This window comes from Vibrio sp. 10N (assembly GCF_036245475.1).
GTDB lineage: Bacteria > Pseudomonadota > Gammaproteobacteria > Enterobacterales > Vibrionaceae > Vibrio.
In genome coordinates this window covers 1,582,559-1,596,154 of record NZ_BTPM01000002.1, presented here as the reverse complement: position 1 = coordinate 1,596,154, position 13,596 = coordinate 1,582,559, and the positions used below count along the sequence as shown (strand labels likewise).

Sequence of the window (13,596 nt, the reverse complement as noted above, 5' to 3'; positions counted from 1 at the left end):
AGATTAATCTAACTCAACCAAGTTCTTTTCAAACGTCGCGTGCTGCGCCTGAACCGCTTTATCAGGACCGCCCGTCATAGAGCTCACTACCATGATTGAAATCCAAGATAGAATGAATCCAGGAACGATTTCGTAGATATCGAAGATACCGCCAGAAAGCTGTTTCCATACCACGATAGTCACACCGCCAACGATGATACCTGCGATAGCACCGTTACGGTTCATACCAGCCCAGTAAAGGCTAAGTAGGATTGCAGGACCAAACGCCGCACCAAAGCCTGCCCAAGCGTAAGATACTAGACCTAATACCGAGCTGTCTGGCGTCATTGCAAGTACAAGAGCAATCACAGATAGCAGGATAACGCCTACGCGCCCCACCATCACCACTTGCTCAGACGTCGCGTCTTTGTTGATGATTTGCTTGTAGAAATCTTCTGCCAATGCTGAAGATGACACTAATAGCTGTGAATCCGCCGTACTCATGATTGCCGCTAGAATCGCAGCAAGCAAGATGCCCGCAATCACAGGGTGGAATAGTGCATTCACAAGTAGCATGAAGATCTTCTCACCATCTGCTAGAACGTCACCACCGGTGTTAGTGATGTACACTAAACCAACCACGCCCACGAGTAGTGCACCAATCATAGAAAGACCAGACCATGCCACCGCGATGCGGCGTGCTGTCGTTAGATCTTTGTTGCTACGTGATGCTTTGAAACGTGCCAAAATGTGTGGCTGACCAAAGTAACCAAGACCCCATGCAACCAATGAAATGATAGCAATCGCAGACAGAGGCTGACCTTTGGCGTCATTCCAAAGTGTCAGTAGTTCTGGGTTAATCGCTTCTAGGTCTGCCGTTAGCTGACCAAGACCACCTTGCATACCGATGACAGGGACAATCATTAGCGCTGCTGCCATGAGTAGGCCCTGAACTAAGTCAGTCCAAGATACTGCTAGGAAGCCACCAAATAGCGTGTAAGAGACCACACACACGGTGCCGATAATGACAGCGATTGTGTAGTCTAAGCCAAATACCGTTTCAAACAGTTTACCGCCTGCCACTAGACCAGAACTGGTATAGAAAAGGAAGAAAAGCAAAATGAAGAACGCAGATACAACCTGAATCACCTTAGAATGGTCGTTAAAACGACGAGATAGATACTCAGGAAGAGTCAGAGCGTCAGTGGTAATACTGTAAGTACGTAATCGTTTCGCGCAGATCAGCCAGTTCAGCCAAGTACCTACTAATAGGCCACCTGCCAACCAAAATGCCTCAATACCGGCTGCATAGGCGTAGCCCGGCAAGCCAAGTAGCAGCCATCCACTCATGTCCGATGCACCAGCAGATAGCGCTGCAGGCCAAGGGCCTAAAGAACGTCCACCAAGAAAGTAGTCGCTTGAGTTCGCTGTGCGCTTATAAGCGATCACACCGATAGCAAGCATCATCGCCAAGTAAGCGATAAAAGTTGTCGTAATAGCGAAGCTATTTTGAATCATTATTGTTTCCTCATCCTAGAATTCAGCCTCCAACATGCTTAGTGCTGGAGGCTGGTAGGGCGGCGTGGAGCGGGTCCGAAGACCTTAGCCACTAGCTACCAAGTTCAAGCAAGGTAGCGTTGCCCCCCACTGCTGTGATGTTGATGGTTCTTGTTCTTTCCGTTATGAACCTCAACACTAGATTCGGATCGTGCGACGTTGGAAGTGACGCCAGATCCGTTTCAGATACCAAAAGACCTATCGCTCCATCGCGATTAGCCAGTTGATGGTTAACCTGCCATTGTGTTTCTTCAGAGCCTACAAGACCGACTACACGCACATCGAAATCGATGAAGGTAGTGGCTTCTTCTAAAGCGACAATCTGGACTAGGTTAGAAGGCAACGTCGATCGCTCGACGGCCGAAGTAAAAATTTGATTAAATTGCTCATTGCCAGAACAAACGATGACGCCATTACCAGCAATAAGTGCAGCCGTTATCTGAGCCACTGCCGCGATTTTTGCCTGCGCATCGGTGCTCTCAAGCACCACCACTGCAACACCTCGACCTGCGGCGTAGAGCTCATTAGTTTCACCCGTTGGTCCCGGCATCACATGTGGGTTGGCGAGCAAAATATTGGCTTGCTGAACATGAAACGCCATCACACTTGCAAGTGTGGCATTAAGCTCAGCCATATTGCGTTGAACCGAAAGTAAGCACTCACGTTGTTCAGCAAAGTCGGTGACGTTCCAGTTCTCCCATGCATTCAAAACATCAGAGAAAATTGTTGCGTTATTAACCATGACTCTTTCTCCTTACTTTGAAGCGGAAGCTGCGCCGTTAACGACATCAGTAAAACGATATAGATAGTGTGGACCACCTGCTTTTGGCCCCGTACCCGACAGCCCTTGTCCGCCAAACGGTTGAACACCGACTACGGCACCGACTTGGTCACGGTTGATGTAGCAGTTACCGACGCGAACGTGTTTCTCGATCCACTCGTACGTAGACTCGTTACGGCTATGCACGCCAAGCGTAAGACCAAAGCCTGTCGCATTGATGCTATCGACCACTTTCGGCAGCTCAGAGGCTTTAAAACGCACAATGTGCAGGATTGGACCAAAGTGCTCTTCGGTCAGAACAGAGATATCGGAAATTTCAAACGCACACGGCGGCACGAAATCGCCCTCGGCACATTCCTCATCCAAAGATAACTGAGCTACTTTCTTGCCTTGCTTCGACATCGCATCGATATGCGCCCACAATTTTTGCTTCGCATTGGCATCAATCACCGGGCCAACATCGGTCGAATGCATATATGGCAAGCCCACTTTTAGCTCATCCATTGCACCTTGAATCAGATTGATGACGCGCTCTGCGATATCTTCTTGGATGTACAGCACACGCAGAGCACTACAGCGCTGACCCGCCGACGCAAACGCTGAGCGAACCACATCGCGCACCACCTGCTCAGGAAGCGCGGTAGAATCCACAATCATGGCGTTCTGACCGCCAGTTTCAGCGATAAATGGCACTGGAGCCACTGGACGTGCTGCCAATGTGCTATTGATACGTTGCGCCGTTGGTGTCGAACCAGTAAAGGCAACACCAGCAATCGAGTTATGAGAGGTTAAAGCATGACCCACATCCGCGCCGCGACCCGTAATAAGCTGAATAGCGCTTGCAGGGAAGCCCGCCTCAAGCATCAGCTCAACCGCACGTACAGCAATGAGACAAGTTTGTTCTGCTGGCTTAGCCACCACTGTGTTACCCGCCACCAAAGCCGCACTCACCTGGCCTAGGAAAATCGCCAGTGGGAAGTTCCATGGGCTAATACAAACAAACACACCACGACCACCGCGAGTCATTGACTTCGATTGACCATCAAAGCCGAGCACCGACTGTGCGTTGAAAATATGTGGCTGTTTTGCGTAGTAACGACAGAAATCGACCGCTTCACGGACTTCATCAATGCTGTCATGAATCGTCTTGCCCGCTTCCTGATGACAGATCGCCACCAGCTCGTGCAAGTTCTCCTCTAGCTTGTCTGCTAGGTTAAGTAAGCACTGACTACGCTCTGCATATGGCAGTGTAGACCAAGAAGTAAATCCGTCTTCCGCAACCTTGATCGCTTCGGAAACATGATCAAGGTTTGCCATAGCCACCTGACCGACGACGATTCGACGATCATACGGCGCAGTAATGGTCTCTACCGTCGCGCCTTCCTTGATCATGCTTTCGTATCGTGACTGACCATTGATGATTGGCGCACCTTGCCATTGTTTGCTTCGGAATACGTCCACTTTGTGTTCGTACTCTTTCACTTCGCTCTCAATATCGACGTTAACGCCAATCGAGTTTTTACGGTCGCTAAAGATAGCTGGTGGAAGTTCGATATTGGCGTTATGCAGTGTGTCGTTAGCATTAAGCGCATCGACAGGATGAACCGTTAGACTTTCAACCGGGCAACGTGCATCCACCAAACGGTGTACAAAACTGCTGTTCGCACCGTTTTCTAGCAGTCGGCGAACCAAATATGGCAGCAGATCTTTGTGGCTACCCACCGGAGCATAGATTCGAACTGGTTGTTTGTAGGTGTCCATCACATGGTCATAGAGAGAATCGCCCATGCCATGTAGACGCTGGAATTCATAATCGGTGTGCTGCGCCATAGTCGCAATCGCCGTCACCGTGTGTGCGTTGTGACTCGCAAACTGCGGGAAGATGTTTCCACGCACATTGTCACTCAGTAGGAAGCGAGCACAAGCTAGGTATGCCACGTCTGTCGCTTCTTTACGGGTATAAACAGGGTAGTTATCGTAACCCGCTTGCTGAGACCATTTGATCTCGCTGTCCCAATAAGCGCCTTTCACAAGACGAAGTGGGATCAAATCGCCCTGCTGTTTCGCTAACGCGTTCACCCAAACCAGTACGGGTAGTGCACGCTTAGAGTATGCCTGAATAACCAGACCAAACTTACCCCAGCCTTTAGCAACATCACTACGATACACCTTTTCAAATAGCTTTAGAGAAAGCTCAAGACGGTCAGCTTCTTCCGCATCAATAGTAATAGCCACATCGAGCTCACGAGCACGAGTGAGCAGTTGAGTCAGCGTATCGCACAGCTCGGTCAGCACGCGCTCTTCGTTCGCCACTTCGTAACGAGGGTGCAGAGCAGAAAGCTTGATAGACACTGACGGTGCTGGGCTGGTATCTAAACCGTATTTGTCACTGCCAACCGCTTCAATCGCCATCAGGTAATCTTTGAAGTACTTGTCGCCATCTGCTTTGGTTAATGCCGCTTCACCTAACATATCGAACGAGTAGGTAAAACCACGATCGCGCATTTTTTTGCCATTTTTTTGCGCTTCGCCAATACTGCGTCCCAGTACAAACTGGTGACCCATGATCTTCATTGCCTGATACATGGCTTTACGGATCACAGGTTCTGAGAATTTATTAACTAGACGGTTCACCGCTTTTGCTGGGCTTTGTGATTCAGACTCAGCAAGCCCAACCACTTTACCCGTCAGCATCAGGCCCCAAGTTGAAGCATTCACAAACACAGAGTCAGAATTCTTCAGGTGCGACTTCCAGTCAGCCACGCTGAGCTTGTCGCGGATAAGCGCATCTGCCGTTGCAGAATCAGGAATACGCATCAAGGCTTCCGCAAGACACATCAGCAAAATGCCTTCTTGAGTATCTAAGCTGTACTCAAGCAGCAAGGCGTCGATCATCTGGATCGCATTTTTGTCAGCACGAATGGCTTCAATGAGCTGGGTGGTTTTCTGTGGGATCTGCTGGGCTTCGTCACCTTGCGGTGTGGCCAGAGGTAAAAGCTGTTTCAACCATTGAGACTCATCCACCATGTAAAGTGGAGAGATCAGTGACCAGAGCTGTTCAAGCGGCTGCTCGACAAACTCCGTTTTTAGCACATCTGTTGCTGTAAACATGTGTGTTCCTTAATCTCTACTCAGCCGACAACATCGACTGAATTTCTACAATGGCAGGCAGTGTATTTTGAGCGCTTGAGAATTACTTGTCAAAAACTCCGAGCTTTTTGCTGTTTTCTACGCTTATTAACAAAATTAATACAAGGTCACGCCCTATTTGACAAGATGAGCGGTTATAGATTGCAACTAAATTAACATATTGTTTTGATATCCCCCTCAACAAACAACATGAAAACTGATGATACTCTCAAGCCAAAATAGTGAAATAACGATCGGGGGGAGCTGCGGAAGCCGAGGAAACGCTCTCTCATCGACGACAGAGCGCAGAGGGGATCAAATGACAGGAATGACAACTCAGTTTGACTAGACGGTCCAATGCAATTGTTGCCAACCTTTACGCTGCCCAAGCGCTTCAAGCAACGGGCACGGATTGACCAAATAGGTTACATCGGCGAATTCGCACAACGGCCGGTCATTAATCGAATCGGTATAGAAGTGGAGGCTGGAATACGAAACCTCATGCTTTGCTAACCACTGTTGAAGACGCACCACTTTACCCTCTCGGTAAGTGGGCGTACCACACATCGTCGTTCCATACCCACCGCCTTCCTCAACCAAGTCAATGCCCATAGCGACATCAATCCCTATTCGCTTGGCAATCGCCGCAACCAAAAAACTGACCGAGGCAGAAACAATGACCGTTTCAATGCGGTCACGTTTAAGTTGTGAAAGGAGTGTTTTGGCCTGCGAGAACATACGTGGCAAAATTTTCTCGTCGATACATTGTTCAACCAACAAAGAAACCGTCTCTTTTGATACCCCTGACAAAGGCGACATAGAGAACTGGAGGTAATCTTCCATGTCCATTTTACCTTGAGCGTAAAGCGTCATCAGGCGCTGGTCTTCTTCGAGAAATCCCGGCTCGGTTGCGATCCCTTTTTCAACCAAAAATTCATTCCACAGCATAGCGCAATCGGCATCAAACAACGTTTCGTCCATGTCGAACACATAGAGGGGGTTAGACATATTGAGCAATCTCCAAACAAGTTAACTTCGCATGGTATGAAATTAATATGACAGTTTAGAGCGGAGTTTTTGACAGTTTTATGTCGGCCAACGCAGTGAGGTAAGAGCACTCTCCCCTATTAATCATTGGCCTAAGCGAAAAGGGAGAGTGTAATGGTTAGTGCTTGTATCGAAAGGTATTACTGTCGTCGATCACATCAATTTTAACTGGCACAGTGCCTTGATTGATGTTACCGATTTGCCCAAAAGACTTTCGTGACAGATCGATGACTCGGCCTTTGACAAACGGGCCCCGATCATTGATTTTGACATCCACGGTTTTACCGTTAGCAGTATTGGTCACCCTGACGATAGTGCCAAATGGTAGGGTTTTATGAGCGGCAGTATACGCCCTCATGTTATAACGCTCACCGCTAGCTGTGCGTTTTCCATGGTATTTATTGCCATACCATGACGCTTGACCCACAAGCGCATGCGACCTAGCGTAGCTGCTTGTTTTTTGATTATCAATGGAGGTGGTGGATGAACACCCCGTCATAACGGCGAGGAGCAAAGCGAAAAGCGCAAGAGGAATTTTTTTCATACTATTTGAGTGCTCAATGTGGTTCATTTCACGTCTGTCTAATTACATTATTGTCGAGTTTGATGTCGCTTCAAGCTACATAAATGAAGCAAACACCCAATCTGTTCCACACATTTTTCCATGAAGCCTTTGTTATTTGGTCATGATTTCGAAAGGGTTTTGACATGAAATAGCAGCGACTCCTTACAGGGAAAACTAAATACGCATCACGATCATCGCATCAAAGACTACCCATCACTAAAACTCAGCATCAGTATTGGTGTAGCCAAGTGCACCAATTCGCAGAGCGTGAAGCAGATAATAGGCAAAGCTGATATTGCGTTATATCAAGCAAAGGAGTCAGGAAGAAACTGTATCGTTTACGAAGAGGGGTTTGAGTTTGGTTGATGCTGACTTCAAACCCAATACCGAGTGCACTTGTCGTAATTAACTAAAGCGCTTGCGGTATTGCGAAGGGGAAACACCTTGTAGTCTTGAAAACGCGTGAGTGAAGGTGCTTTGACCTGAAAAACCAGTGAACTCGGCAATCTGGCCTAGGTTTAAATTGCCTTGTTCAATCAATCGCTTGGCCGCATCAACACGTTTATTCAGCACGTATTGATGTGGCGTAATGCCCAACTGCTCTTTAAACAGCATATGGAACTGACTTTCCCCCAAAAAGACACTTCCGGCGAGCTGGGCGACGGAGATCTTATGAGCTAAATGCTGCTCGATGTAGCGATCAATCTGTTCAAGATCGAAACGAGAGTCACGCAGTGATGTCTTGAGCTCTGAAATGTGACGCTGCAATAAAGCCACCACCGTGTCGTTACACGCACGGCTGAGTAACAGATCATCGGGGCTGCTTTTCATTTCCGCAACCAGCATCTGAATCAGCTTTTGAATTTGAATATCGAGTTGGAAATAGGTTTTACTCTTCGACAGCTCATTGATTCTTTGAAGAAGCACCGGATCATCATCACTTGGCAGTGGCATGTTCAGTACCAAAATATCCGGTTGATCAACAATCCCTCCGAAAGCATGATCAAGGCCAGAAGTCACCACACAGCCCTGTCCGGGGCCAACTCGATTACCAACACCACCCACATCAAACTCAGACTGACCTTTAAGCCCTATAACGACTTGGGTGTAATGGTGCTCATGAGAGTCCATATGCGAAGGCAGGCGAACGATTTCCGCAGGCTTAATGATGTGGGGCGCTAAGGAAGCATGATCAAGGATGTCATTGTTGCGTTTCACCATGTTTCCGGCCTCAGTGTAAATGGAATGTCGATCCGCGGAGTATACCGATTTCCTTTGAATTTGGGAAAGCGAATCGCGCTATCACCTATCGTTACTGGTCTTGCGACAAGAGGATGCTCAGGAAACAGAAGCATAAAAAAGGATCCTTACTTGATCAAGCTTCCGGAACAATGATCATGAACCAACAAGTTACGGTGGTTGTAATTTGTACTACATCTAACTAGAAACATAAAAAAAAGCTGCGAAAACCGCAGCTTAGATAAATTACGAACACCAAATGGTGATTACGGCGCCAGTCGCTCAGCATCCCATTGACCCGTTCCATCTTTGCTAAACAAGAAACGGTCGTGCAGTCGGTGTTCGCCACCTTGCCAGAATTCAATCGATTCAGGACGAATACGGTAGCCCCCCCAAAATGTTGGTACAGGGATCTCGCCTTTAGCAAATTTCTGTTTCAGTTCCAGAAACTTACCTTCAAGTACACCGCGTGCTGAAATGCGACTACTTTGCTTGCTGGCAATCGCTGCAAGTTGGCTCTCTTTTGGACGCGAGGTGAAATACTTCATGTTTTCCATCGCCGTCAACTTTTCTGCTACGCCAGTAATATGCACTTGACGTTCAAGTGTGTGCCAAGGGAAATGCAAACTCACCTTGTTGTTGTGTTCGATGTGCTGAGCTTTGCGGCTACCTAGGTTGGTATAGAACACAAAACCGTTCTCATCGACACTTTTCAACAGCACGATACGCTGAAACGGCATCCCATTTTGGTCTACCGTCGCCACAGTCATCGCAGTTGGGTCGCTAAGCTTGGCTTCCATCGCCTGCGCAAGCCATTTGTTAAATTGATCAATCGGGTCGTCTGCTAAGTCTTTACGACGCAAGCCACCTTTCGAATACTCGCGGCGAATATCTTCAATTCCCATAACAACTCCTCACTTTTTTGTGAATTTTGCGCCGATATGTGACAGAAAACAACCCGAATTCCCTATCTCGACGTAGATTTTTGAATTCTATCGCCTAGTTTGTCACTAATGGGTGATGAGTTTCTCCAAGCCAGACAATATTTCGATAATTCATTACTTTATATTCACCACGTCACTGCTAAACTTTTGGGTAACGCTAATGACGAAGTGCCCCTTTAACGAGCGGTCACACCGTGAACTACGTCCAATAATGCATGATGGATCGACTCTTTCTAAGACAACAGGTTACAGATGGATAATCTTGGTAATAGAATCAATCTATTAGTCTGATCCTGAACATCACCCCCTGCGGATGGAATATGGATAATAAAGAATACAAAAAGGTGTCGGACGCCGAACTGGATTACATCGACGATAAAACCGCCGCGCTGCTATTAAATACTCCTACAAGTGCCCGCATCATGCTGTGGGTCATGGTGGTATTTTTTGTTTGTGCCATTGCTTGGGCGGCATGGGCTGAAATTGACAAAGTCACCGTGGGTCAAGGAAAAGTCATCCCATCCTCCCAAGTCCAAGTGATTCAGAACCTCGAAGGGGGGCTGGTCAAAGAAATTCTCGTCAGAGAGGGCGATAGTGTCACTCAAGGCCAGCAACTTCTTCTCATCGATGACACACGTTTTCGCTCTGACTTTCGCGAACGTGAGCAGCAGGTACTCAGCCTAACCGCCAACGTGCTTCAGCTTTCAGCCTCTTTATCGAGTGTGGTGATTGATGAAGATCGCACCGGCGATGATTGGCAAAAATCGGTGACTCTAGATACCAACAAACTCGCCTTTCCTCCAACTTTTGAAGAAAACAACAAAAACCTAGTGGCGCGTCAGCGTGCGGAATACCGACAGGACCTCAATGAGCTACGTAACGAACTCTCTGTTATCAACCAGCAAGTTCGCCAAAAACAACAAGATCTAGTCGAAATGCAAGCAAGAGCTCGCAACTTAAGGAATGGCTATAACCTCGCTCGTGACGAACTCAATATCACCAAGCCACTGGCGGAAGAAGGCGTAGTGCCACGCGTTGAACTGCTCAAATTACAACGCCAAGTCAACGATACGCGCCGTGAGCTCACGTCAACGGAGCTTAAATTACCCACTCTGCGCTCAGCCATTGATGAAGCCAAGCTAAGCCGCATTGATATCGCACAGAAGTTTCGCTCGGAGCAGCAAGAAAAGCTCAATGAAGCACAAGACAGATTATCATCAATGACCGAATCCGCAGTGGGGCTGGAAGATAGAGTGAACCGCACCGTCGTGGTCTCTCCAGTCAACGGCACTGTGAAAACTCTCAACGTGAATACCGTGGGCGGCGTAATTCAACCGGGTATGGATATTGTCGAGATCGTTCCGACCGAAGACACCTTGCTAGTTGAAGCCAAGATTGCCCCACAAGACATCGCCTTCTTGCGTCCAGACTTACACGCCATTGTTAAGTTTAGTGCTTATGACTTTACCAAATATGGCGGCCTTGACGGCACACTAGAACACATAAGCGCCGATACTACTCAGGATGAAGAAGGCAACAGCTTTTATATCGTCCGAGTACGAACCGAACAAACCAATTTTGGTCACGATGAAACGCTGCCAATTATTCCTGGCATGACAGCATCGGTCGACATCATCACTGGTAAACGGACAGTATTGGATTACCTGCTTAAGCCAATTTTAAGCGCTAAGAATAACGCTCTTAAAGAGTAAAGGGATTGAGTCATAGACATTGAGCCAAGGAAGCGTCTGCGCACCAAACTAAAATATGCACTGATAGGATGCACGATCGCTGCGGCACTTGGCCTAGCGACACAGAGCAACGCTTACACCAAACAAGAGCAGCGTTGGATCTCGACCGTGAGCGCGACTTACGGCCAGCGTGCAGGCAAACGTGTTGAAACCTGGCGTTCAGTGTTGGCGGGTCTACAAGGACGATCCGAAAAAGAGCAGCTTGCTGGCATCAATGAGTTTTTTAATCAGCTCAACTTTGTTGACGATATCAAGCTGTGGGGCAAAAAAGACTATTGGGCAACACCACTGGAGTTTTTAGGCAGCAATGCTGGTGACTGTGAAGATTTCACCATTGCCAAGTACTTCTCGCTGCTCGAACTCGGTATCTCCGATAAAAAGCTACGTTTGGTCTACGTCAAGGCGATAGAACTCAATCAGTTCCACATGGTACTCGCCTACTACGAAACGCCACGCTCGCAGCCACTGATTTTGGACAACCTGATTGGTGAAATAAAACCTGCGTCTCAACGTGGAGACCTACTACCGATTTACAGTTTTAATGGTCGCAACCTTTGGACCATGAAAACCACCCAAGGCACGTTAGCCGGAAAGTCGTCGAGACTAAAATTATGGAATGATTTGCGCAGTCGCGAGCGCTCATTAACGTTACGGAAACCAAAGGTAAATTACGACGAGTAAATAATTATGACACTATACAGACAGCTAGTGGTCGGCATGATAGCCGTTTTTTTACTGTTATTGACGTCGGTGTTTATTATCGAAATTAACACCACAAAAGATTTTTTGGAGCGACAGCAACGCTCTGAGGTCAATAACACCATCAATACCGTCGGACTTGCCTTGGCGCCGTACCTCCAGTCTCAAGACAAGGTCGCGGTGGAATCGGTGATCAATGCCCTATTTGATGGCAGCACTTACTCTACGGTTCGCCTGGCGTTTCTTGAAAGCGATGAAGAGATAGTGCGCACATACCCTATCAAGCCGAGCGATGTACCAGCTTGGTTCACCAATCTTCCTCTATTTTCGCCAATTCAGGACTCTCGCGTTGTCACCAGTGGCTGGCTGCAATTGGCTGAAGTAGAAATTGTTAGTCATCCTGGCGAGGCGTACTCTCAGCTTTGGCATGCGTTTGAGCGTCTTTCGGCGGCATTCCTCGGCATTCTCGTATTGGGCTTACTCGCTATCGCCTTTATATTACGCCGAGCGCTGAATCCACTGCGCGCCATTGTGCTCAAAATGGAACAAGTGGCCAATCGTCAATTTGGTGAGCCGCTGCTTAGACCTAGAACCAAAGATTTGATTGCTGTCGTAGATGGCATAAATAGCATGTCAGCACATGTAGAAGAATCATTCAAACAACAAGCGAAAGAAGCACAGAAGCTGCGTGAACGCGCGTATATGGATCCCGTGTCTCACCTTGGTAACCGTGCTTTCTTCATGGGACAGCTCAATCAATGGCTTTCTGAGTCTTCACTGGGTGGCGTTGCCATCTTGCATGCCGAGTTTATTAAGCAAACCTACAAGAGCGAAGGATATGAAGCTGGAGATGGGCTAGTACGCGAGCTTGCTGATCTGCTGTCAATGACCATTAATTTACCAAACACCGTGATCGCTCGTATCTCGACAGATGAGTTTGGTTTTGTATTTCCGAATATTGATGAAAATGAGCTCAAGTTCGCAGCCAACAGCATCATCACCTGCATTCAAGATCTCAATGCAGACCCAACCGGTCTTAGTAAAGCGAAAGCATCACTGGGGGTGGTATTTAATGAAGAGCGCAAAAACTCCACGCAAATGCTGTCTGTGCTGGATAACGCGCTCACCAAAGCGAAGTCGAATCCGGAGATGGACTATGGTTACATCTCCAGCGAACAAACTGGCGTCATCATGGGCAAACAACAATGGCGCGCCCTGGTTGAAGAAGCTATCAACAACGAAGAAGTCACGTTCCGTTTCCAAGCGGCTAATAGCAGTTGGGGCGAAACCTATCACAGAGAAGTGTTCTCTGCGATTGAGAAAGACGGTGAACGCTACACTGCAAACCAATATCTACTGGCGCTTGAGCAGCTCGATGCCAGTCACATCTTCGATGAACACGTCATCACGTCGGTCATCAACAAGCTTGAGCGTGAAGAAATGGCAGATGCTATCGCCATCAACATCACGCCAACCAGTATTGCCCAGCCAAGCTTTATCCGTTGGATAGCGCTCGAACTAGGCAAACACAGTAGCATCTGCGAGAAACTCCATTTTGAGATCCCAGAAAGCTGCTTTATCAGTAACCCACATCATACGGCTCTGTTCTGTAATGCGATTCGCAATGCAGGCGCAAAATTTGGAGTCGATAATTACGGGCGTAATTTCCAATCTCTAGAGTATCTCAACGAGTTTAGGCCTGATTATGTCAAACTCGACTATCTGTATACTCATCAACTTGATGATGAGAAACAGAAGTTTACGCTCACTTCAATTTCAAGAACGGCGCACAACTTAGGTATTAAAACTATCGCCTCACGCGTAGAGACACAAACTCAGCTCGACTTCTTGTCAGAGCACTTTGTTGATGTGTTCCAAGGCTTTATTGTGGACAAATAATAGGTG

At 47.7% G+C, this 13,596-nt stretch carries 11 protein-coding genes; 4 read left to right on the top strand and 7 right to left on the bottom strand.

Translation table 11 applies throughout. The features are described 5' to 3' along the window. Positions 1-3: 3 nt before the first annotated feature. The 5 genes from putP to AAA946_RS23120 form a co-directional block, all read right to left on the bottom strand. On the bottom strand, positions 4-1,497 hold the full coding sequence (putP, locus tag AAA946_RS23140; protein ID WP_338167091.1) for a sodium/proline symporter PutP: 1,494 nt from the start codon (positions 1,495-1,497) through the stop codon (positions 4-6). A gap of 91 nt (positions 1,498-1,588) precedes the next feature. Further along, positions 1,589-2,278, bottom strand: coding sequence for a 1-pyrroline-5-carboxylate dehydrogenase (locus AAA946_RS23135; protein ID WP_338167090.1), 690 nt, complete (start codon positions 2,276-2,278; stop codon positions 1,589-1,591). 12 nt (positions 2,279-2,290) lie between these two features. Continuing rightward, entirely contained in the window at positions 2,291-5,428 is a 3,138-nt protein-coding gene (putA, locus tag AAA946_RS23130) for a bifunctional proline dehydrogenase/L-glutamate gamma-semialdehyde dehydrogenase PutA (protein WP_338167089.1), read from the bottom strand. Positions 5,429-5,791: 363 nt separating this feature from the next. Continuing rightward, entirely contained in the window at positions 5,792-6,454 is a 663-nt protein-coding gene (locus AAA946_RS23125) for an HAD family hydrolase (RefSeq protein ID WP_338167088.1), read from the bottom strand. Between the two features lie 157 nt (positions 6,455-6,611). Then, on the bottom strand, positions 6,612-7,064 hold the full coding sequence (locus tag AAA946_RS23120) for a septal ring lytic transglycosylase RlpA family protein (RefSeq protein WP_338167087.1): 453 nt from the start codon (positions 7,062-7,064) through the stop codon (positions 6,612-6,614). A 192-nt stretch (positions 7,065-7,256) separates the two neighbouring features. Between AAA946_RS23120 and AAA946_RS24190 the strand changes: the two genes are divergently transcribed. Beyond that, positions 7,257-7,424, top strand: a complete 168-nt coding sequence (locus tag AAA946_RS24190; protein ID WP_445206135.1) for a diguanylate cyclase domain-containing protein — start codon at positions 7,257-7,259, stop codon at positions 7,422-7,424. Between the two features lie 39 nt (positions 7,425-7,463). On the opposite strand, the gene AAA946_RS23115 is transcribed toward AAA946_RS24190, so the two are convergent. Beyond that, a complete protein-coding gene (locus AAA946_RS23115) occupies positions 7,464-8,279 on the bottom strand; it encodes an AraC family transcriptional regulator (RefSeq protein WP_338167086.1) in 816 nt (271 codons plus the stop codon). A gap of 284 nt (positions 8,280-8,563) precedes the next feature. Beyond that, complete coding sequence (gene pdxH, locus AAA946_RS23110) at positions 8,564-9,202, bottom strand: pyridoxamine 5'-phosphate oxidase (RefSeq protein ID WP_338167085.1); 639 nt, start codon at positions 9,200-9,202, stop codon at positions 8,564-8,566. 359 nt (positions 9,203-9,561) lie between these two features. On the opposite strand from pdxH, the gene AAA946_RS23105 reads away from it, so the two are divergent. Genes AAA946_RS23105 through AAA946_RS23095 form a run of 3 tightly spaced genes read left to right on the top strand, consistent with a single transcriptional unit; the run spans position 9,562 to position 13,590 of the window. Beyond that, positions 9,562-10,953: an HlyD family type I secretion periplasmic adaptor subunit gene (locus AAA946_RS23105; protein WP_338167084.1), complete on the top strand. Its 1,392-nt coding sequence runs from the start codon at positions 9,562-9,564 to the stop codon at positions 10,951-10,953. Positions 10,954-11,013: 60 nt separating this feature from the next. Then, positions 11,014-11,673, top strand: coding sequence for a transglutaminase-like cysteine peptidase (locus tag AAA946_RS23100; RefSeq protein WP_445206134.1), 660 nt, complete (start codon positions 11,014-11,016; stop codon positions 11,671-11,673). Between the two features lie 6 nt (positions 11,674-11,679). Next, positions 11,680-13,590 carry a bifunctional diguanylate cyclase/phosphodiesterase gene (locus AAA946_RS23095; RefSeq protein ID WP_338167083.1) on the top strand — a complete coding sequence of 637 codons (1,911 nt, stop codon included), beginning with the start codon at positions 11,680-11,682 and terminating at the stop codon, positions 13,588-13,590. Positions 13,591-13,596 lie beyond the last annotated feature (6 nt).

Excerpts from the sequence above, each read along its gene's own strand:
- putP (WP_338167091.1), bottom strand. The coding sequence starts at position 1,497 with ATGATTCAAAATAGCTTCGCTATTACGACAACTTTTATCGCTTACTTG.
- AAA946_RS23135 (WP_338167090.1), bottom strand. The coding sequence starts at position 2,278 with ATGGTTAATAACGCAACAATTTTCTCTGATGTTTTGAATGCATGGGAG.
- putA (WP_338167089.1), bottom strand. The coding sequence starts at position 5,428 with ATGTTTACAGCAACAGATGTGCTAAAAACGGAGTTTGTCGAGCAGCCG.
- AAA946_RS23125 (WP_338167088.1), bottom strand. The coding sequence starts at position 6,454 with ATGTCTAACCCCCTCTATGTGTTCGACATGGACGAAACGTTGTTTGAT.
- AAA946_RS23120 (WP_338167087.1), bottom strand. The coding sequence starts at position 7,064 with ATGAACCACATTGAGCACTCAAATAGTATGAAAAAAATTCCTCTTGCG.
- AAA946_RS23115 (WP_338167086.1), bottom strand. The coding sequence starts at position 8,279 with ATGGTGAAACGCAACAATGACATCCTTGATCATGCTTCCTTAGCGCCC.
- pdxH (WP_338167085.1), bottom strand. The coding sequence starts at position 9,202 with ATGGGAATTGAAGATATTCGCCGCGAGTATTCGAAAGGTGGCTTGCGT.
- AAA946_RS23105 (WP_338167084.1), top strand. The coding sequence starts at position 9,562 with ATGGATAATAAAGAATACAAAAAGGTGTCGGACGCCGAACTGGATTAC.
- AAA946_RS23095 (WP_338167083.1), top strand. The coding sequence starts at position 11,680 with ATGACACTATACAGACAGCTAGTGGTCGGCATGATAGCCGTTTTTTTA.